Origin of the sequence: Pseudomonas neuropathica (genome assembly GCF_051174785.1) — a bacterium.
In the GTDB taxonomy this organism is placed as follows: domain Bacteria; phylum Pseudomonadota; class Gammaproteobacteria; order Pseudomonadales; family Pseudomonadaceae; genus Aquipseudomonas; species Aquipseudomonas neuropathica_A.
This window is the reverse complement of record NZ_CP195111.1, coordinates 5832141-5852624: the sequence shown is the minus strand read 5'-3', so window position 1 is coordinate 5852624 and position 20484 is coordinate 5832141. Positions and strand designations below refer to the sequence as shown.

The window sequence follows — 20484 nt, the reverse complement described above, 5'->3', positions numbered from 1 at the left end:
CGTCTGCCCCAACGCTTTCGCGAGCAGGCTCGCTCCCACATTTTGAAATACATTCCAATGTGGGAGCGAGCCTGCTCGCGAAAGGGCCATCTGCCACGACATCACTGCCCTGAAACAATGCCAAACAGAAAATTCCAGACTACTTTGTAGGATTCTGAGACATCCTGGCGTTTGGTGATCGGGGAGCTGGCACGTATGATGCTTCACAAACTTCCGCAGATTAGAAGCCTATGTCCCTGATAGTTCTACTGCTTCTGCCATTCATTGGCAGCTGTCTGGCAGCGGTGCTGCCACACAACGCGCGTAATACCGAATCCCTGTTGGCAGGTCTGGTCGCTTTGATCGGCACCGTCCAGGTCGCGATGTTGTACCCGCAAATTGCCCACGGCGGCGTGATCCGCGAAGAATTCATGTGGCTGCCCAGCCTTGGTTTGAACTTCGTCCTGCGCATGGACGGTTTCGCCTGGCTGTTCTCGATGCTGGTGCTCGGCATTGGCACGCTCGTTTCTTTATATGCCCGTTATTACATGTCGCCGGACGATCCGGTGCCGCGGTTCTTCGCGTTTTTTCTGGCGTTCATGGGCGCCATGCTCGGCCTGGTGATTTCCGGCAATCTGATTCAGATCGTGTTTTTCTGGGAGTTGACCAGCCTATTCTCATTCCTGCTAATCGGCTATTGGCACCACCGCGCGGATGCTCGTCGCGGTGCGTACATGGCTTTGATGGTCACCGGTGCCGGCGGGTTATGCCTGCTGGCGGGGGTCATGATTCTTGGCCATGTCGTCGGCAGCTATGACCTCGACAAGGTCCTGGCCGCCGGCGACATGATTCGTGCACACGTTCTCTACCCTATCCTGCTACCCCTCATTCTTATTGGCGCACTCAGCAAAAGTGCGCAGTTTCCTTTCCATTTCTGGCTGCCCCACGCGATGGCGGCGCCAACACCGGTTTCGGCTTATCTGCACTCGGCGACCATGGTCAAGGCCGGGGTGTTCCTGCTGGCGCGTCTATGGCCGTCGCTGTCCGGCAGCGAAGAATGGTTCTACATCGTCAGCGGCGCTGGCGCGTGCACGCTATTGCTCGGCGCTTATTGCGCGATGTTCCAGAACGATCTCAAGGGCCTGCTGGCTTACTCGACCATCAGCCACCTCGGCCTGATCACTCTGCTGCTGGGTCTGAATAGCCCTCTGGCGGCAGTGGCGGCGGTATTCCACATCCTCAACCATGCGACGTTCAAAGCTTCGCTGTTCATGGCTGCGGGCATCATCGACCACGAAAGTGGCACTCGGGATATCCGCAAACTCAGCGGGCTGATCAAACTGATTCCCTTTACCGCGACGCTGGCCATGGTTGCCAGCGCCTCGATGGCGGGTGTGCCATTGCTTAACGGCTTCCTGTCGAAAGAAATGTTTTTCGCTGAAACCGTGTTCATCAACGCCACGGCGTGGGTCGAAGCGGCGCTGCCAATCGTCGCGACCATTGCCGGTACGTTCAGCGTTGCCTACTCGCTGCGCTTCACCGTCGATGTGTTCTTTGGCCCGCCGGCCACCGACCTGCCGCACACCCCGCACGAACCGCCGCGCTGGATGCGTGCACCGGTCGAGCTGCTGGTGTTCACTTGCTTACTGGTGGGAATTTTCCCGGCGCAGATCGTCGGTCCATTGCTCGCAGCAGCGGCATTGCCCGTCGTCGGTGGCGAACTGCCGGAATACAGCCTGGCGATCTGGCACGGTCTGAACGCACCGATGATCATGAGTCTGATCGCCATGTCCGGCGGCATCATCGTCTATCTATTGCTACGCAATCAGCTCAAACGCGGGCGCTTCAAGTATCCGCCACTGGTGGGGCGCTTCAATGGCAAGCGCCTGTTCGAGCGCAGTCTGGTGGTGATGATGCGCCTGGCCCGACGCCTTGAGCGGCGACTCGGCACCAAGCGTCTGCAGATGCAGCTGTTCCTGATGGTGTTGGCGGCGGTACTCGCCGGTTTGATCCCGATGTTGCACAGCACGCTGAGCTGGGGCGACCGGCCGAAGATTCCCGGCTCGATCGTCTTCGTGACCTTGTGGCTACTGGCGATTACCTGCGCCCTCGGCGCCGCGTGGCAGGCCAAATATCACCGTCTCGCCGCCCTGACCATGGTCAGCGTCTGCGGGTTGATGACTTGCGTGACCTTCGTCTGGTTCTCCGCGCCCGATCTGGCGCTGACGCAACTGGCGGTCGAAGTGGTCACCACCGTGCTGATCCTGCTTGGCCTGCGCTGGCTGCCACGCCGCATCGAAGAAGTCTCGCCACTGCCAAGCAGCCTGCGCAAGGCACGCATTCGCCGCCTGCGCGACTTGCTGCTGTCGATTGCCGTCGGCGCTGGCATGGCGCTGCTGTCTTACGCGATGCTGACGCGGCAGACGCCGAACGACATATCTTCGTTCTACCTCAGCCGCGCCATGCCTGAGGGCGGCGGCAGCAACGTGGTCAACGTAATGCTGGTGGACTTCCGTGGCTTCGATACCCTAGGTGAAATCACCGTGCTGGTTGCCGTGGCGCTGACCGTGTTCGCCCTGTTGCGCCGCTTCCGCCCACCGAAAGAAAGCCTGCAACTGCCCGCCCAGCAACGCTTGCTGGCACCGGACGTGGTCACCGATCTGGTCAACCCGCGTTCGGCCAGCGACACCGCGCTCGGCTTCATGATGGTGCCGGCCGTGCTGGTGCGCCTGCTGCTGCCGATTGCGCTGGTGGTGTCGTTCTACCTGTTCATGCGCGGGCACAACCAACCGGGTGGCGGCTTTGTCGCCGGGCTGGTGATGTCGGTGGCGTTCATCCTTCAATACATGGTCGCCGGTACGCAGTGGGTCGAAGCGCAAATGAGCCTGCGGCCGCTGCGCTGGATGGGCACCGGACTGCTGTTCGCCACCGCTACCGGCCTGGGCGCGATGCTGGTCGGTTATCCGTTCCTGACCACGCACACCTGGCATTTCAGCTTGCCAGTGCTGGGTGACATCCATATCGCCAGCGCACTGTTCTTTGACATTGGCGTGTACGGCGTGGTGGTCGGTTCGACGCTGTTGATCCTCACCGCCCTCGCCCACCAATCGGTACGGGGTCACAAGACCGCATCGCTGCCCAAATCAGTCGCCAGCAAAGGAGCCGTCTGATGGAAGAAGTCATCGCAATCGCCATCGGCGTACTCGCCGCGTCCGGCGTCTGGCTGATCCTGCGGCCACGGACGTTTCAAGTGGTCATGGGCCTGTGCCTGCTGTCGTATGGCGTCAATCTGTTCATCTTCAGTATGGGCAGCCTGTTCATCGGCAAGGAGCCGGTGATCAAGGACGGCGTCACCCAGGACTTGCTGCACTACACCGACCCGCTGCCACAGGCACTGGTACTCACCGCGATCGTCATCAGCTTCGCCATGACCGCTCTGTTCCTCGTCGTTCTGCTCGCCTCGCGCGGCTTGACCGGCACTGACCACGTCGACGGCCGGGAGCCTAAAGAATGATGGCGATGACTCACCTGATCGCCGCACCGATTCTGCTGCCGCTGCTGACCGCCGCCATCATGTTGATGCTCGGCGAACGGCACCGACCGCTGAAGGCGAAAATCAACCTGTTCTCCAGCCTCGTCGGCCTGTTCATTTCGGTGCTGTTGCTGCAATGGACGCAAACCACGGGCGTGCCCGGCTCCATCGGCGTTTACCTGCCGGGCAACTGGCAGGCGCCGTTCGGCATTGTGCTGGTGGTTGATCGCCTGTCGGCGCTGATGCTGGTGCTGACCGGGATCATCGGCGTCAGCGCCCTGCTGTTTGCCATGGCCCGCTGGGACGGCGCCGGCTCGAGCTTCCACGCGCTGTTCCAGATCCAGTTGATGGGCCTGTACGGCGCGTTCCTGACGGCGGATCTGTTCAACCTGTTCGTGTTCTTCGAAGTGTTGCTCGCTGCGTCTTATGGTTTGCTGTTGCATGGATCGGGTCGGGCGCGGGTCTCGTCGGGGCTGCATTACATCTCGATCAACCTGCTCGCATCCTCTCTGTTCCTGATTGGCGCGGCATTGATCTACGGCGTCACCGGCACGCTGAACATGGCCGATCTGGCGCTGAAGATTCCGCTGGTGCCGGAAGCCGACCGTGGCTTGCTGCATGCCGGCGCCGGGATTCTCGCCGTCGCGTTCCTGGCCAAGGCCGGTATGTGGCCGCTGAACTTCTGGCTGGTGCCAGCGTACTCCTCGGCCAGTGCACCGGTGGCGGCGATGTTCGCGATCATGACCAAGGTCGGCGTCTACACCTTGCTGCGCCTGTGGACGCTGCTGTTCTCAGGTCAGGCTGGAGCGTCTGCGTTCTTTGGCGGCGACTGGCTGATCTACGGCGGCATGGCGACCATGGCCTGCGCGGCGCTGGCGATTCTCGCCGCGCAACGCCTGGAGCGCATGGCCAGTCTGAGCATTCTGGTGTCGGCCGGTATCCTGTTGTCCGCCGTAGGCTTCGCCCAACCGAACCTGATCGGCGCGGCGCTGTTCTATCTGGTCAGCTCGACTCTGGCGTTGAGTGCACTGTTCCTGCTGGCCGAGTTGATCGAACGTTCGCGCTCGGCCAATGAGATCCCGCTGGAAGACGAAAGCGAACTGCTGCCGCGCCCGCAGGAATCCCTGCAACCGCCCAAAGGCATCAACCTCGACGACGAGCAAAAAGCTGTGGTCGGTCAGGTCATCCCGTGGACCATGGCGTTTCTCGGCCTGAGCTTCATCGCCTGCGCCCTGCTGATCATCGGCATGCCGCCGCTGTCCGGTTTTATCGGCAAACTCAGTCTGATCGGCGCGCTGCTCAATCCGCTGGGTATAGGCACCAGTGCGCCGATTTCCAACGCCGCATGGGCGTTGCTGGCACTGCTGATCCTCACCGGACTCGCGTCGCTGATGGCGTTCTCACGCCTCGGCATCCAGCGCTTCTGGACGCCCGAAGAGCGGCCTTCGCCGCTGCTGCGCAAACTCGAATGCGCACCGATCTTCCTGTTGCTCGGGCTGAGCATTGCCCTGACCTTCAAGGCTGAGCCGCTGCTGCGCTACACCCAGGCTACCGCCGAAGCGCTGAACAATCCGCAGCAATACGTGATGGCGGTGCTTGGCACCCGTGCCGTACCGAGCCCGGAAGCCAAATCGGCGATGCTGGAGGTGCAGCCATGAAGCGTGTGCTACCTGCACCGTTGTTGTCGCTGGCACTGTGCGTTCTATGGCTGACCCTGAACCTGTCGGTCAGCCCGGGCAATCTGTTGCTTGGCGCGATATTGGGTTTTGCTGCACCGTTGATGATGCGCAAGCTGCGTCCGAAACAAGTGCGCATTCGCCGTCCCGGGACGATCCTGCGCCTGTTCTTTCTCGTCGGTCGTGACGTGGTGGTGTCCAACCTCATCGTCGCGTGGGGCGTGCTCAACGCCGGTCGGCGCCCGCCGCGCTCAGGCTTTGTCAAAGTGCCGCTGGACCTGCGCGATGCCCACGGTCTGGCGACCCTGGCGATGATCTGCACGGTGGTGCCCGGCACAGTATGGTCGGAACTGTCGCTGGATCGCAGCATTCTGTTGTTGCACGTCTGGGACCTTGATGACGAAGCGCAATTCATCGAGCACTTCAAGAGCACCTACGAGCGGCCGTTGATGGAGATTTTCGAATGAGCCCATTACTGTCGAATGCGATCCTGCTGACGCTGTTCCTGTTCTCACTGGCTATGGTGCTGACTCTGGTGCGCTTGTTCAAAGGCCCGTCGGCGCAGGATCGGGTCCTGGCGCTGGACTACCTGTACATCGTCGCCATGCTGATGATGCTGACCTTGGGCATTCGCTATTCCAGTGACACTTACTTCGAAGCGGCGCTACTGATTGCGCTGTTCGGCTTCGTCGGCTCGTTTGCCCTGGCGAAATTCCTGCTGCGTGGCGAGGTGATCGAATGAATGCTGAATTGTCTCTGTGGATCGAGATTCCGGTGGCGATCCTGCTGGTACTCAGCGGTCTGTTCACGCTGATCGGGGCGATCGGGTTATTGCGCATGAAGGATTACTTCCAGCGCATGCACCCGCCGGCGCTGGCTTCGACACTGGGGGCATGGTGCGTGGCACTGGCGTCGATCATCTGCTTTTCGGCGTTGAAGTCGGGGCCGGTGGTGCATGCCTGGCTGATTCCGATTCTGCTGGCGATCACAGTGCCGGTGACGACATTGCTGCTGGCGCGGGCGGCGCTGTTCCGCAAGCGCATGGCCGGGGATGATGTGCCGGCCGAGGTCAGTAGCCGGCGGACTGAAAGCGGTAGCTAGTCCAGCCTGTTCTGCGTCTGGTCTGGCCCCTTCGCGAGCAAGCTCGCTCCCACAGTTGGAATGCGTTCTCCTGTGGGAGCGAGCCTGCTCGCGAAAGCGACCTCAAGATCGCCTCAAAACCTGAAACCAAAACCTCAAACCCAAGCCACCGCCAACAACCCCGTCCCCAACACCGCACACAACGGCGAATACACCCAGGTATCCAGCCGCGCAAACCGCGAATCCTTCACTTCCTTGAAGAACCCGACCAGATTCGAATCACCAATCGCCCGGGCAAACATCAACAGCGCAATCGCGCTGATCACCCATTGCAACGCTTTGTGCGTCACCGCTGGCATGCCCCAGCCAACCCGCATACACACCAACGCAGCAATCACCAACAACGCCGCTGCCACGATCAACGTGAGCCAGCCTGACGGTTTGAACGCCGGCCGCACCGTTGCGACAAATCCGCGCACCGGCACCTGCGGCACCACCACCGCTGCCGCCCACTGCCCACCCAGCGCCCAATACACGTGCATCAAGGCGATCACCGCAAACGTTGTCACCAGCCATTGAGCCAACACAAAGGTCATGGTTGAAATCCTTGGAAAGGGATTTGAACAAATCATCCTAGTCGGATTTTTTTCAAGTGCACGACCGATCAGCGGTACGGTAAAGTGCCGCCCCATGAAATTCTCCCGTTCCGATCGCTCACTGCTGGCCTGGATGCTCTATTGCTGCGTCCTGTTCAATGTGTTCGCCTGCAGCATCGGTCACGGACAAATGGTCGGCATGCAGCTCAACGGTATCGGTGGCCAGTTCTGTACAGTCGACCCGGCCACTCAAGCGCCGCTCGTCAGCAATCCCACCGAAGAAAAACTGCCCACCCTGTCCAAGTCGTTTGGCTGCCCGCTGTGCTCGGTCGGCGGCGGCATGGGCCCGGCGTTCAACTCCAGCCTGACGCTGGCGATCCTGCCCGAACAACACAGCCCGCCGCTGGCGCCCATAATCAGCGCCGACCTCCCTGCCCGCTTCACCTGGCCTTCAGCCAACCCCCGCGCCCCACCGCTCGCCTGAGTGTCTCTGCCTTTTTGATTTGTCAGCCCACTGCGCCAACGCGCGGCGTTCGCCTGTGCGCTGACTCCTAGACAAGCATTCAGGATTCAATGATGAAACAACTCACTCTACTGGCGAGCCTGTGCGGCTGCCTGTCTGTCAACGTCTGGGCGCAATCCACCGTAGATCTGGCGCCGATCACCATCGATGGCGAGTCCGGCGCAGAGCCAGGCCTGAGCCTCGACCAATCCAGCGGCATGGCCTCGCGCCTCGGCTTGAGCGTGCGCGACACACCCGCCTCGGTGGCCATTGCCAATCGCAACGACATCGAGCGTCACGGCGCACAGAACTTCCAGGATGCCGCCAACACCTTGCCCGGGGTCAACGCCAGCGCGCCGCCGGGTTTCGGCGGTTTCGTTTCCTATCGCGGCTTCACCAGCAGCCAGATCACCCAGATGTTCAACGGCATCAACGTGTCCGGCGGACTCGCCAGGCCTGTTGACTCGTGGATCTACGACCGCGTGGAACTGGTCGGTGGCCCGTCATCACTGATCAATGGCGCAGGCTCAGTGGGCGGTTCGCTGAATTACGTGACCAAACTGGCCACCCGCGATGAACAGGCAGTTGAAGGCCGGATCAGCTACGGCACCTACGACACTACCGAAACGGCGTTTGGCCTCAACCATGCCCTGACCGATCCGAGCGCCGATGTTCAGCATTACGCAAGAGTCGACGTCAGCCACAACACCAGCAACGGCTACATCGACCGCCAGGAGCGCGATGCCTGGAGCGTGGCGTTCTCGCTGCTCAGCGACCTGACGCCCGACCTGTCGCACACGTTGGCCCTGGAATATCAGGACGAACACGAAGACAGTCCGTACTGGGGCACGCCCGTGCTCAACCCCAAGGCCGGTGAGTTGAAGATCGATAAACACAATCGCTTCAACAACTACAACGTCGAGGACGGTCGCTACGAGCAGCGAACGATCTGGGTGCGCTCGATCATCGACTACCGCATCAACGACAGCACCACCCTGCGCAACACGCTGTATCACCTCGACAGCCAGCGCGATTACCGCAACCTCGAAACCTACCAGTACAACGCCGACAACAGCGCGGTGAACCGCTCTACCGCGTATCAAGTGCGTCATCAGGGCGAGCAGAACGGCAACCAGTTCGAACTGCGTCACGACAACACGCTTTTCGGTCTCGACACGACGTGGTCGGGGGGCTTCGAATACAAGGTCAACCAGACCACCAACTCGCCGCTGAACATCAAGGGTGCGAGTACGGTGGACCCGAACAACTATCGGCCAGGGCATTTCTACGATATCCCCGGCACCAATCCAAAACTGATCAGCGACAAAACCAACGAGGTCACCACCAAAGCATTGTTCGTGGAAAATCGTTTGGCGCTGACCGACAAACTGTCGCTGCTCACCGGCCTGCGTTATGACGACATTGACCTCGACGTGACTAATCATCGCACTGTAACCGCCGCTAACCCCAAGCACCTCAAGCGTAGTTGGGAGCCGGTCACCGGTCGCGCCGGCCTGACGTACCAATTCATTCCATCGGCCAACGTTTACGTGCAATACAGCACCGCCGCCGAGCAACCAAACGGCACACAGGACTTTGATGTCTCGACCGGCAAGCAGTGGGAGATTGGTAGCAAGTTTGATTATCTGAACGGGCGTGGCTCGGCGACGATTGCCGCCTACACCATCGAGCGAAAAGACTTCGCGGTGACCGACCCGTTAGATCCGGCCGGCAGTATTCCGGTCGGTCAACAGACCTCTAAAGGTGTAGAGATTGCCAGCTCGTTACGGATCACCGACAAGTTATTGGCCGAAGGTAACTTCGCCTGGGTCGATGCGCAGTACGATGATTTCACCGAAAAGAATGCCGCCGGGGTGGTGGTGTCGCGCAAGGGCAACACGCCGACCAACGTGCCGGATCGGGTCAGTAATCTGTGGCTGACCTATGACTTTTCGCCGCAATGGCAAGGTGGAGTGGATGCGCGGTATGTGGCGTCGGTGTATGCGGACACGGCGAACACCATGACCGTGCCGTCGTACACATTGTTCGGCAGTTACCTCAGCTACAAGGTGGATTCGCACACCACCGTGACCGGCCGCGTGCGCAACCTGACCAATGAGGTGTATGCGGAGTTTGCGCATGTTTCGCCGGCGTATTACCTGGGGACACCGCGCACCTTCGAACTCGCGGTGCAAACGAAGTTTTAAAAGCATCGCGAGCAGGCTCACTCCTACAGGGAAAACGCATTCCAATTGTAGGAGTGAGCCTGCTCGCGAAGAGGCCGGCCGCTACAGCCTCTATTTCAGATCAGCCGACACCTTTTCCGCAACATCCTTCGGCAACCAGGCCTGCCACACATCAGGGTGCGCCTTCATGAACGCCACCGCCGCGTCACGCGGTGCCGTGTGCTTCTCGCTCATGTCCGCCAACGCCTTGTTCAACGGCTCGATCGGAAAATCCACTTTGCTGAAAAACTCGGCAATCTGCGGGTACTGCTTTTGAAACGGCGTAGAGACGCCGATCGAAAGCTTCGACGCCAGCGACCGAGTCGGTTTCGGATTGGGATTGTCGGCGTCAGTCAGTGTCTTCCACGCTTCGGCATCAAACGGCGGCTCCTCAAGCTGCACCAGTTTGAACTTGCCGAGCAACGGCGTCGGCGACCAGTAGTAAAACAGCACCGGCTTACCGCGACGAATCGAAGAACTGATCTCGGCATCCAGCGCCGCCCCCGAACCACTGCGGAAGTTGGTGTAATCGTCCTGCAAGCCGTAAGCGGTCAACTTCTGCTTGTTGACCACTTCCGAGGTCCAGCCGATCGGGCTGTTGAGAAACCGGCCCTTGCCAGGGTTCTCTGGATCCTTGAATACGTCCTTGTACTTTTTCAGATCACTGACACTGCGCAGATCCGGTGCCAGCGGCTTGATACCTTTGGCCGGGTCGCCCTTGATCACGTATTCCGGCACCCACCAGCCCTCGGTGGCGCCCTTGACCGTGTCACCGAGGCTGACGACTTTGCCTTCGGCCTCAGCCTTGACCCACACCGGACTGCGCCCGGCCCACTCCTCGCCAATCACCTGAATGTCATTGTTGGCCAGCGCGGTTTCCAGCGTGATGGTGGTGCCGGGCAAGGTGTCGGTCGGCAAGTCGTAACCCTTCTCGACGATGATCCGCAGAACATCGGTAATCAGGCTGCCGCTTTCCCAGTTCAGGTCGGCAAAATGGATCGGCGCCTGGGCGGCCATCACCGATGGCGCTGATGTCAGCAAACCGAACGTGGCCACGCTGGCGGCCAATAACCGTCGAAATCCGTTCATGCATTGCACCTCGTGCTGTTCACAGCAATGGCAGGTTGGCCTGACAGAAGACCGCAAGCCTCTGAATACTCAGTCAACTGACTGTAGCCGAGGTTCCTGCTTTTTCCGGGCCGCGCTCCGGACGAGGTTATGAATCAGACTTTTCCTGCAGGCTTTGCAGCTCGCGTCTGACCATGCTGGCGTATTCCGCAGGGCGCAACTGGTAAATCTGCGCAGCCAGCCAATTCAGCCAGACGCCTTGCAGTCCAGCCTTGGCGGCGAACAAACGCATAGCCTCCTCGCGCGCAGTGTCGAGGTTCTGCGCATGGAAATCCGACCGGCTCACTCGCTGGCCTTGAACGTCACCAGCTCGCCCTTGCGCCACTTGGCGGCTTTGGCGGTCACGGCTTTCAGGGTTTTGGTCAGGCCTTCCTGCAATTGCTGGTGGGCGGCGAACACGGTCACCACGCTGTGGCCTTCCTTGAACAGAATTGCGTGCCCGTCAGCGGTTTCGACGAAAGCGTAATCGCCCAGTCCATAAACCGTGAGTTTGATTTCGCGAAAGCGAATATCCATCTTGCCGCCTTCGCGGCTAGGCAAGACCGATGCACTGAAATGATCACCGACCTTGAGCTTGAGTCCCGGTTTGTCATCAACCACCAAGGCGCTTTCGGTGTCGATCTCGGCCACGTAAATGCCTTCGGCGTTCTGCTCGGTGATGTAAACAAAACGCGACTGAAACAGCTTGACCAGCTTTGCACGCAAATCACCCAGCACGAACAAAGCATGCATATCGAGATTACTGACTGCCAAAGAAACATCCCCACATCTGAAAAAACCGCACACGGAAAACGCGCACGGCAAAAAAACGGCCAGGCCGATGTCACTGCCAAATAAATCAATAAAGCCCTGATCGAGCAGAGTGCTCATTCAACATGAGGTTGGTAAGACTACTGGATTGCCATCCGCGAATCTCATCCTGATGTCGCCAAAGCTCGAAGGAAAATTCCTCACCGTCGGCAAGAGCAGTCTGACTACGAACTTTAGGGAAAATTCTCACGAAAAAAAGCACTTTTCCGACATATCACTGGCGAAAAATTGCTTTAGATAAGCCCTGTCGTCAACAGGTACTGGCGATTCTAGAGCAGTGATGCTCATTACGACTACCCGCAACGGCCGTAAAATCCCGGCCGACTGATGAAAAGGACTTCATATGTGCACTTTGACTCATTTTGCCACGTCGGCTGACGCGCGAATCAACACACCTCTGACGATGCACGTTGCCGGGCTCGATAACCTGCCGACATCTTCTAACAATCACCGCACCTCGCATTTTCAAGTGGTCCCGGCAGGCATCGCCTTCTTTCACATCAAGGAGATATCCACGGGGCGAGTCAGAGGTTTCCGCGGCGACCACAACGAAGCATGCGCCCTTGCCCGCTCACTTGAATCAAAAATCGAACTCCACGCCAGCGGCTGCCTCTGATAAGGGTAATGAACGAAAAAGCCGCACCGGCGCCGACCCAGGAGTAGATGATGGAACTGCCAACCGAGCTTAACTTGACCATCCTTTTTGACCAGCTAGGCCTGCCGTCGGACGAGGCAGCGATCAACGATTTCGTGGAAAATCATCCGCTGGACTCGGACACCAAACTCATCGATGCCGATTTCTGGACGCCTCAACAGGCACAATTACTCAAAGAGTGGCTACGTGCGGACGGAGAAGAAGCTGTCATTGTCGATGAGCTAAATGTGCGCCTGCATCGCGGCAAGTAATCCTGATCAGTGCAGGCTGTCGCCGGACTCGATGTTCAGCTGTTCGAGCCACGCAGCCTTGCACTCCTCGGCTTCGTCGCGACTGGCGAACGCGGTACCGCGACGTTCTCCATTAAGCAGCACCACCCAGCAAACGCTGCGACCCATTGCGCGCAAACCGGCCGGTACGCCACTGCCGATCATCACGGCAACATCAACTCTGCACTGCATGCAGCCCTCCCGAAATCATTAGCAACCTAACTAAGTGGCCAGATTAATGGTTTCTCTCGGGCGGAAACAGCAAGCTCCGTGCACAGATTCATTGCACCGGAAGTAACAATCCCTCAACGCGGCTTTTCCGGCTTATATCCCAGACGCAATCCACCCCAGTGCCGGCCCTTGATCATGATCGGCACAGACAGATCATGCATCAGCTCACCGGTGTCGCGGGTGTAGGTCTGCAACAACACCGGTTGCTGATGGCTGCCGCAACGAATACCGGTGCGGTCGGCAAACTTGCGTTTGGTGCGATTGTTCACCGCGTCGACCTGTGCATCGCCGGTCAACGGCTGACTGAACAACTGATTGTGCGTCGGCACATAACCCTGCTGCGTACAGGCAATGGCAAACACCAGTCCTTCGTGACGCGGCAACAATGGCTCCTGAATCGCCGGCAGCACCTGATCGGTGTAACGATCGAAACGGGTTTGAAATTTCGCCGGCTGCGTATTCGGGATCGGCTGATACTGACGATCGAACAAGTCCTCAAGGCTGATCCGGCCCTGCTCGACATCCGCCTCGAACCGCGCAGCAATCTGACTTGCCCCTTCGCGGGCCAGATCGTAAATACGCTGGTGATAGTCATCCAGCCCGACTTCGGCCAGACGCTCACTGATGGTTTCCGCCTGCCCTTCCATTTGCACCGCCGCTTCGGCAAGGCGGCGAGTCTGTTGATCGCTGATCGCCAGATCGCTACGCATCTGCTCGATCGCTTTGAACAGGCTGTCGAGTTGTTCGCGATTGGTTTCTGCACCTTGGGCGATTTCACCGACCTGGGTTTCCACCCCGGCGGCCAGTCGCGCGATGTTCTCCAGATGCTGACCGGTGTGCTCGACCTGCTCGACACCGGTCTGTAAATCACTCGACAACTCGCGAATCTGCTCCACGACCTGCGCCGTGCGTTGTTGAATGTCAGCGACCATCTCACCCACTTCACCGGTGGCCGACGCCGTGCGCGCCGCCAACCCGCGAACTTCGTCCGCCACCACCGCAAAACCGCGACCATGCTCACCGGCCCGCGCCGCCTCGATCGCCGCGTTCAACGCGAGCAGATTGGTCTGGCTGGCAATCGACTGAATCACCAGCGTCACACGCTGAATATCGTCGCTGCGCACACTCAAGGCTTCGATCAATTCACGGCTGGCATTGGCGCGCTGACTGAGTTGATGCATGCGCGAGATCGAATCCACCAGTTCCGTGCGCCCTGCTGCGCTGCTGTGATGCGCCTGACTCGCCGCTTCAAGCGCTGCCCGGCTGAGCTGCGAAGTCGCGTGCTCGGTGGCGATCATCACCTCGGCATTGCTGACGATCTGCGCCGCCGCATCGAGTTGCGATTCGAGTTTGCTCGCCAGTTCCTTGACCGAAAACGCCACACCCGCCGCCGACAAGGCGTTATGACTGGTGGTGTAGGAAAGGTCACGGGTCAGTTCGGACATGGCGCTGCCACTGTCGGCAGGCTGGACATCAGGGATAGCGCGGGAGCGCAGGCGCGGCAGCCAGACAATCAGCACCGCCAGCGGCATGCCAATGTACAGCGACCATTCACCCAGCGTCATGCCGGCCAGCAACAGCATCAGGGCGATGCTTTGCAGGGTTGGCGCGATCCAGCGTTTTTTCGGCAAAAGCACTGGTGCAGGCAAAGCCCCAACCAGAGATCCATCTCTCGTCATATCAACACCCCACGCTTGTTCTCATTGTTGTGACTGCATTAAACGCCACTACAGCGCCATTATCCATGGTCCGTTAGTCGTGGGGTCTGTGGCAGGTCAATGGAACGGCTCGGGATTGTTGCAGACGAGCAAAAACAAAGATCGCAGCCTCCAGCAACGCCTGTGTAGGGGTTGCCGAAGGCTGCGATCTTTTCAAGGCGCCCCTATCGAAAGGGTCACCTCACAGAATCAGGCCTGACGCTGGTGCTTGTCGATCTGCTCGTGACGCTCTTGAGCTTCGATGCAGTATTTGGTGGTCGGGCTGATCAGCAGGCGCTTCAGGCCAATGGCCTCGCCGCTGTCATCGCACCAGCCAAAACTGTCTTCCTTGATGCGCTCAAGGGCTTGTTCCAGTTGCGGCAGCATGCGCTGGTCGCGATCGATCGCGTTCACCAGCCAAGTGCGCTCTTCTTCAACCGAAGCCGCGTCCGCCGGGTCAGCCGGGGTGTCCAGGCTTTCGATGGCGATACGGTTTTGCTCAATGCGCTCGTGGGTTTCGACTTTCATGTTCTGCAACAGCTCAGTGAAGAAAGCGTGCTGCTCGGAATTCATGTAGTCATCTGCCGGCATGGCCAGCAACTTGTCCTTTGTCATTGATATCTCTATAAAAAAACGTGCATTAAGGCGAATTAGGGAGCGTTTCGGCGAACCGCGTACGGTCGGCGAAAAGGCATCGTTTATTGCAAATGCCACCCGGCACTCAATTTACGAGGGGCGGCAGTCTAAGGCCCGATCGAGGCCTCAGCAACTGTAAATACAGGGAATTTGTCCGACAAAGCCCGGAAACTGCTCTTACACAGCGTTTACACGGCCATCGGAGTGCGTTTATAGCAAGAAATTCAGTCGAGCGGCTGTATATAGAAGACAAACGGCTAACCACGCAGCGCCCAGATGCAATTTTTTACCACGCACTGCATCGTTTCAGCAAAGCAGAACCGCAAAAGCCCCCCTACTATCAGGCCCACCGTGAGATCAAACAGCCTGAAGGATGACCTATGCCCCGCCCCGATCTGCCGGCCAACGACGAAGTTTCACTCGCCAGCCCCCCGATCAATGCCGAGCGCCTGCTGCAACTGATCACCGACGAATACGACGCTCTGCCGCGCCAGCTCAAACGCATCGCCAGCTACATCAGCCAGCAGAGCGACCGCATTATGGTCGACCGCATCAGCGACATCGCCCGCGAGTGCGAAGTCCACCCTTCCGCCATCGTCCGATTCTCGCAACGCTTCGGTTTCAGCGGCTTCAGCGAAATGCAGGCGCTGTTCCGCAGCGCCTACACGCACAAAGCCTCGCCGGTGCAAAACTACCAGCAACGCATCCGCAGCATGATCGCCAACCAGTCGCAGCAAGCCTGCGCCGGCGACCTCGCCCGCGAATGCATCGACGCCACGCGCTCCGGCATCGAACGCCTGGGCCGCGAACTCGACGATACCGCGTTCGAAAAAGCCGTCGACCTGATCGTCAACGCCGACAACATTTATGTCGTCGGCGTGCGCCGCTCCTTCGCCGTCGCCGACTACCTCGTTTACAACTTGCAACACACTCAGAAGCGCATTCACCTGGTGTCCGGGCTAGGCGGCAGCTATCGAGAACAAATGCGCAGCGTGCGCGCCAACGATCTGGTCATCGCCATCAGCTTCGTGCCCTACGCCAAGGAAACCCAACACTGCCTGCGCTTCGCCCGCCAGCAGCAGGCCAACACCCTGATTCTCACCGACAGCCACCTCTCGCCGCTGGCGAAACTCGCCAACAGCGTATTGCTGGTCAACGAAGGCAGCGCCCTCGCCTTTCGTTCGCTGAGTGCGACGCTGTGTTTATGTCAGGCCTTGTTTGTGGCGGTGGCGTATCGGCTGGAACTGAATGTCGATGAGATTCACGAACAACCCGGCTTTGACGACTGACAATTGCCTCAACGTCGGCTAGGTTATGCCTTCCCACCGGTTTGACTTGAAGGAACGCGTCATGAAACTGATCGGCATGCTGGACTCCCCTTACGTGCGCCGCGTGGCGATCTCCGCCAAACGCCTTGGCATCGACCTCGAACACGAGTCGGTCTCGGTGTTCCGCCACTTCGAGCAATTCCAGCAGATCAACCCGGTGGTCAAAGCCCCCACGCTGATCCTCGACGACGGCGTGGTCCTGATGGACTCGACCCTCATCCTCGACTACCTCGAGGCCAGTTCCGGCAAAAGCCTGCTGCCAACCGACCTGAAACAACGCGCCCAAGCCCTGCGCCTGATCGGCCTCAGCCTCGCCGCCTGCGAAAAAGCCGTGCAACTCTACTACGAACGCAACCTGCGCCCGGCCGACATTCAATACCAGCCGTGGGTCGAACGCGTCGAAGGCCAACTCGCCGCCGCGTTCACCGCCCTCGAGCAAGAACTGGAAAAAACCGGCCTGCCCACCGACGGCACCCTCACCCAGGCCGGCATCAGCCTCGCCGTCGCCTGGAGCTTCACCGACCTCGTCGTCCCCGACCAGATCGACACCCGCCGCTACCCCCACATCGCCCAATACACCGCCTACGCCGAAACCCTCGAAGCGTTCGTCAGCACCCCGATGACCTGACCATGAGCACCACCGACACCGCCGCCCCGGCGTTAAAGGAAATCTTCAACGCCGAGCGCTTGCAACACATCGCCCGCGAAATGAGCGCCGTGTACCCGGCGTTCAAGGCAAAGGCGTTTCTCAAGCACGCCCAGGACGGACTCGCCGAATTATCAGTGATGCAACGTATGGCGCGTGTCAGTGAAAGCCTGCACGCCGTGTTGCCGCTGGATTACCAAGATTCCCTGGAAGTGCTTTTCGAACTCGCACCACGGCTGAACAGCGGATTCGTCAGCATGTGTTTGCCGCATTACGTCGCGAGCTATGGCGCGCACGCGTTCGACACCTCCATGGACGCCCTGAAGTACTTCACCACCTTCGGCTCCTCCGAATTCGCCATCCGCCACTTTCTGCGCAGCGACCTCGGGCGCTCACTGGAATTGATGCACGACTGGACCCGAGACGAAAACCACCACGTTCGACGACTCGCCAGCGAAGGCAGCCGCCCTCGTCTGCCTTGGTCGTTTCGGTTGGAAGCGGTGCAGGCGGATCCGCAGTTGGCCGCCGGGATACTCGATCGGTTGAAGGCGGATGAGAGTTTGTATGTACGCAAGTCTGTGGCGAATCATTTGAATGATGTGACGAAGGTGCATCCGGAGTGGGTGTTGGACACGATTGAGGGTTGGTCGCTGGAGAACAAGCACACGAGCTGGATTGCGAAGCATGCGTTGCGGAGTTTGATCAAGCAGGGGGATTTGCGGGCGCTGACGGTGATTGGTGCCGGGGCGAAGGCTGAGGTTGAGTTGTTGGATGTGCGGGTTGAGCCGGCGGTGGTTAGGTTGGGGGAAGCGATTACGTTGTCGTTTGTGGTGAAGTCGACGGTGGCGCATGAGCAGCGGTTGGTGATTGATTATGCAATTGACTATGTGAAGGCGAATGGCGGGGTTTCGGGGAAGGTTTTTAAGTTGAAGACGGTGGTGTTGGCGGGGTTTGAGAGTGTGGTTGTGGGGAGGCGGCAGGTGATTAAGGATTTTACGACGCGGAAACATTTTGTGGGGCGGCATGGGGTGCGGGTGATGGTTAATGGGGAGGTATTAGGTAGTACCGTATTCGACATCGTTGCTGGATGACACCACAGATAGACTTCGTTGAACTGGCGTTACTGGTCAGGTATGGATTGACGGCTGGGACTGTTTTCGACCAGCAGCGGACCTCGAAGGGCATTAGGGGCCAATCATTTAGTTTAGGAGGAAGCAATGAGCAAAGAGGATCGCTTTAAACAATCCGTCATTGCCACACTGGCAAAAAGAGCAGCTAATCGATGCGCAAATCCTGAGTGCGGAGCCGTTACAAGTGGTCCAGCGGGCGAGCCCAGTGGTTCAGTGAATGTGGGAGAAGCCGCGCATATATATGGGGCCCACCCTGGCTCCGCTAGATATGATGAGAAAATGGCTTCTTCTGATCGCGGTGCGATTACTAACGCGATCTGGCTGTGTGGAAATTGCCACAAGAAAATAGATGATGATGCTAACAAATACCCACCCGGCCTCTTGTTCGAGTGGCAACGTGAACATGAAAAGCAAATTTCTGAACAAGTTGGCAAAACCGCTGCAGAGGCAAGACATAGATATGAGAAAAGACACTTAGAAGAATTTGGAAGGTTAAGCTATCTCGCTGAGCGACTGATCATCGAGAAGGATGCGTATTGGGAGTACTTACTCACTGCTGAGGTGCTAAGGTTTGAAATGGCTCCAACAATACAACGCTGGGATGCGCTGAAGCGTGGATTATATTCAAAACCTATTCAGCGCATCGAGAGAGAAGATACGTTTCCATGGCTGAGTGACAAGTCACAGGAGATACTTCTAATCGTTGCAGCATTCAGCAATCTCACCAATTCAGAATTAGCCCGAGCGTGGGGCAAGCCAGGCGAAGCAGGGAGCGATATGGACATCGTCAGTGTTTGTAGACTCTATGCAGAAGCTTGTTCCAATACATTACTGTGGGAAGAATCAGTTCGTTTCACGAGAGTGGATGACGATTTTTCGGAAGTCCGTGACCTATTCATTGGCGTCGCAGGGGATGTAATTGAGCAAACTGCCAAGATTCCTGGGTTTCTAACAGAAATGGTGGCGCCCAGACCCACTTCCGGAACTTACAGTCTAGTACTTAACATCGATCTACCCCGTGATTGGGAAAAGAAAGTCACTGCGGGTTTGAAACGGGCTGAGCGAGCATCTCGCCGTTAATCATTTACCCAAACTAATAAATGACATGAGAGGTGAGTCGTGGACAGACCAGCATTAAACTTGGCCTACCCATTTAACTTTGCTTGATGACGTTCTACCAACCCTTGTACGGAAATTCAAACCTGTCGATATGCCGTTTGGACTTTCGCCAACAGGGCACGCACAACACCCTTGACTCTATCTTTAATAAACAGAAAAAATTATTTTTTAAACTTCAACTCTTTACACTCTATCTCTTCGTAGCCCCCACCCCCCCTTATAAAGCAAAATCGAACTCACACCCAGTTCGCACTGTAAAAAATCAACCAGCATTTTTAGCTTGCAGTTTTTATACATAGAACTCGGATAAACCACTGTAGCTTTACCGGGACTGTCATCGTAAGTCCTAACGAGAAACTCATCCACTTCATTCCGAATCACATAGTTGAAACCACAGTATTCATAGCCCTCGTCGTGTTCGAAATCATCAAATCGTGTAGCGCTTTCAATTTTCAAAATAGCTTTCCGTAATCTGACTAGCGCCAGCCAATCGTTATCCGACACACCGATAGCGTACAAGAGCGGCCTCGTGAAGTGCCTTACTCAGTGTGACCATGAAGGTCAAAATCAAGCTACTCACCAACTTTCGTAGGGAATGCCGTATTTCTCGATATACCGCTTGGCCTTTTCGCTTATGGGATAAGCATACTGACCACCGTTCTTGCCCAACTCGGGCCCCAGCGGCTCCAGCTCAGCCTGAGCGCGGGCTACTTTAATTGGTCGACGACACAAATCTCTGACCCACACTTGCACCACACCACCAGGGGCGAGTCCCAAATAGACGGAGGCCATGAAGCGTGCTGTTTTCTCGGGAGTTTCCGGGCAGCGCTGATGGGTAGACGTCACCATCACTTGCCTGGCTTCTTCAGGGATATCTACCCATGCCCGGTAAGTTTTTTGCTCTGGTATCGATTGCCAGCGGACGAAGATGCGCTTGGGTGGCCCAGCCCCAATAACCGGTTTGCCTGTACCTCCAACACCAATCCAACCACGCGCAGATTCTTTGTCATCATTCGGCTCTGCACCGCTGGCGTTACCTCCTCCGGCTCGCAGAGATATTTTGCCTTCAATGTCTTCCACAGAGCTGTCTTCAACCCACGCGTTCATGAAATTGGGCTTGATAAACGCCAGCTCCCACCAAGGGTATTTGGGATCGTTTTCCCCCGAGTTGGAGCTCGTGACGTGACAACCGGTGAAGATCAAAACGGCCAAGAGGGTTAAGAGCATTCTCATTGCCAAGCGCTC

The 20484-nt window shown here is 58.1% G+C and carries 22 protein-coding genes; 14 read left to right on the top strand and 8 right to left on the bottom strand.

The genetic code is table 11. The annotated features are described in order from the left end of the window. Positions 1-230 precede the first annotated feature (230 nt). From ACRRSD_RS26420 to ACRRSD_RS26395, 6 genes are read left to right on the top strand one after another with little or no spacing between them, the layout of a single operon-like run. Entirely contained in the window at positions 231-3149 is a 2919-nt protein-coding gene (locus ACRRSD_RS26420) for a monovalent cation/H+ antiporter subunit A (RefSeq protein ID WP_435036229.1), read from the top strand. Continuing rightward, positions 3149-3493 (top strand): Na+/H+ antiporter subunit C, encoded by a 345-nt coding sequence (locus ACRRSD_RS26415; RefSeq protein WP_007910763.1) that lies wholly within the window; start codon positions 3149-3151, stop codon positions 3491-3493. Before ACRRSD_RS26420 ends, ACRRSD_RS26415 begins: the two co-directional genes overlap by 1 nt. Next, positions 3490-5169 carry a monovalent cation/H+ antiporter subunit D gene (locus ACRRSD_RS26410; RefSeq protein ID WP_435036228.1) on the top strand — a complete coding sequence of 560 codons (1680 nt, stop codon included), beginning with the start codon at positions 3490-3492 and terminating at the stop codon, positions 5167-5169. Before ACRRSD_RS26415 ends, ACRRSD_RS26410 begins: the two co-directional genes overlap by 4 nt. Then, positions 5166-5654: a Na+/H+ antiporter subunit E gene (locus tag ACRRSD_RS26405; RefSeq protein ID WP_435036227.1), complete on the top strand. Its 489-nt coding sequence runs from the start codon at positions 5166-5168 to the stop codon at positions 5652-5654. The genes ACRRSD_RS26410 and ACRRSD_RS26405 overlap by 4 nt, the downstream gene beginning before the upstream one ends. Beyond that, positions 5651-5929 (top strand): K+/H+ antiporter subunit F, encoded by a 279-nt coding sequence (locus ACRRSD_RS26400; protein ID WP_007910754.1) that lies wholly within the window; start codon positions 5651-5653, stop codon positions 5927-5929. The genes ACRRSD_RS26405 and ACRRSD_RS26400 overlap by 4 nt, the downstream gene beginning before the upstream one ends. After that, a complete protein-coding gene (locus ACRRSD_RS26395) occupies positions 5926-6288 on the top strand; it encodes a Na+/H+ antiporter subunit G (RefSeq protein WP_435036226.1) in 363 nt (120 codons plus the stop codon). The genes ACRRSD_RS26400 and ACRRSD_RS26395 overlap by 4 nt, the downstream gene beginning before the upstream one ends. 134 nt (positions 6289-6422) lie before the next feature. Here the strand turns inward: ACRRSD_RS26395 and ACRRSD_RS26390 are convergent, their stop codons facing one another. Then, a complete protein-coding gene (locus ACRRSD_RS26390) occupies positions 6423-6863 on the bottom strand; it encodes a DUF3995 domain-containing protein (RefSeq protein WP_435036225.1) in 441 nt (146 codons plus the stop codon). A 94-nt stretch (positions 6864-6957) separates the two neighbouring features. On the opposite strand from ACRRSD_RS26390, the gene ACRRSD_RS26385 reads away from it, so the two are divergent. Both ACRRSD_RS26385 and ACRRSD_RS26380 read left to right on the top strand, forming a co-directional pair. Further along, entirely contained in the window at positions 6958-7347 is a 390-nt protein-coding gene (locus ACRRSD_RS26385; RefSeq protein WP_435036224.1) for a DUF2946 domain-containing protein, read from the top strand. A gap of 92 nt (positions 7348-7439) precedes the next feature. Next, positions 7440-9572: a TonB-dependent receptor gene (locus ACRRSD_RS26380; protein ID WP_435036223.1), complete on the top strand. Its 2133-nt coding sequence runs from the start codon at positions 7440-7442 to the stop codon at positions 9570-9572. Positions 9573-9662: 90 nt separating this feature from the next. Here the strand turns inward: ACRRSD_RS26380 and ACRRSD_RS26375 are convergent, their stop codons facing one another. The 3 genes from ACRRSD_RS26375 to ACRRSD_RS26365 all read right to left on the bottom strand — a co-directional run bounded on the left by ACRRSD_RS26375 (position 9663) and on the right by ACRRSD_RS26365 (position 11471). Further along, on the bottom strand, positions 9663-10679 hold the full coding sequence (locus ACRRSD_RS26375; RefSeq protein WP_435036222.1) for an ABC transporter substrate-binding protein: 1017 nt from the start codon (positions 10677-10679) through the stop codon (positions 9663-9665). A 127-nt stretch (positions 10680-10806) separates the two neighbouring features. Beyond that, positions 10807-11004 carry a hypothetical protein gene (locus ACRRSD_RS26370; RefSeq protein ID WP_435036221.1) on the bottom strand — a complete coding sequence of 66 codons (198 nt, stop codon included), beginning with the start codon at positions 11002-11004 and terminating at the stop codon, positions 10807-10809. Further along, on the bottom strand, positions 11001-11471 hold the full coding sequence (locus ACRRSD_RS26365; protein WP_038366424.1) for a hypothetical protein: 471 nt from the start codon (positions 11469-11471) through the stop codon (positions 11001-11003). Before ACRRSD_RS26365 ends, ACRRSD_RS26370 begins: the two co-directional genes overlap by 4 nt. Positions 11472-11931: 460 nt before the next feature. Here ACRRSD_RS26365 and ACRRSD_RS26360 point away from each other — a divergent pair, with 460 nt between their 5' ends. Further along, on the top strand, positions 11932-12144 hold the full coding sequence (locus ACRRSD_RS26360; protein ID WP_435038547.1) for a hypothetical protein: 213 nt from the start codon (positions 11932-11934) through the stop codon (positions 12142-12144). Positions 12145-12194: 50 nt separating this feature from the next. Continuing rightward, complete coding sequence (locus ACRRSD_RS26355; RefSeq protein ID WP_435036220.1) at positions 12195-12434, top strand: DUF2789 family protein; 240 nt, start codon at positions 12195-12197, stop codon at positions 12432-12434. Positions 12435-12440: 6 nt separating this feature from the next. Here ACRRSD_RS26355 and ACRRSD_RS26350 read toward each other — a convergent pair whose 3' ends face one another. From ACRRSD_RS26350 to ACRRSD_RS26340, 3 genes are all read right to left on the bottom strand, one after another. Next, the gene (locus ACRRSD_RS26350; protein ID WP_435036219.1) at positions 12441-12644 is read right to left on the bottom strand and encodes a hypothetical protein; all 204 of its coding nucleotides are present in this window, start codon (positions 12642-12644) and stop codon (positions 12441-12443) included. A gap of 113 nt (positions 12645-12757) precedes the next feature. Beyond that, a complete protein-coding gene (locus ACRRSD_RS26345; protein WP_435038546.1) occupies positions 12758-13981 on the bottom strand; it encodes a methyl-accepting chemotaxis protein in 1224 nt (407 codons plus the stop codon). Between the two features lie 609 nt (positions 13982-14590). Further along, on the bottom strand, positions 14591-14995 hold the full coding sequence (locus ACRRSD_RS26340) for a TraR/DksA family transcriptional regulator (RefSeq protein ID WP_008084239.1): 405 nt from the start codon (positions 14993-14995) through the stop codon (positions 14591-14593). Positions 14996-15396: 401 nt separating this feature from the next. Between ACRRSD_RS26340 and ACRRSD_RS26335 the strand changes: the two genes are divergently transcribed. The 4 genes from ACRRSD_RS26335 (at position 15397) to ACRRSD_RS26320 (ending at position 19200) form a co-directional block, all read left to right on the top strand. Further along, on the top strand, positions 15397-16305 hold the full coding sequence (locus ACRRSD_RS26335) for a MurR/RpiR family transcriptional regulator (protein WP_435036218.1): 909 nt from the start codon (positions 15397-15399) through the stop codon (positions 16303-16305). Between the two features lie 61 nt (positions 16306-16366). Further along, positions 16367-16972: a glutathione S-transferase gene (locus ACRRSD_RS26330; RefSeq protein ID WP_110720452.1), complete on the top strand. Its 606-nt coding sequence runs from the start codon at positions 16367-16369 to the stop codon at positions 16970-16972. Positions 16973-16974: 2 nt separating this feature from the next. Further along, entirely contained in the window at positions 16975-18081 is a 1107-nt protein-coding gene (locus ACRRSD_RS26325; protein ID WP_435036217.1) for a DNA alkylation repair protein, read from the top strand. Between the two features lie 126 nt (positions 18082-18207). Continuing rightward, complete coding sequence (locus tag ACRRSD_RS26320; protein ID WP_435036216.1) at positions 18208-19200, top strand: hypothetical protein; 993 nt, start codon at positions 18208-18210, stop codon at positions 19198-19200. Positions 19201-19815: 615 nt separating this feature from the next. Here the strand turns inward: ACRRSD_RS26320 and ACRRSD_RS26315 are convergent. Further along, entirely contained in the window at positions 19816-20472 is a 657-nt protein-coding gene (locus ACRRSD_RS26315; protein WP_435036215.1) for a DUF2931 family protein, read from the bottom strand. Positions 20473-20484: the final 12 nt, after the last annotated feature.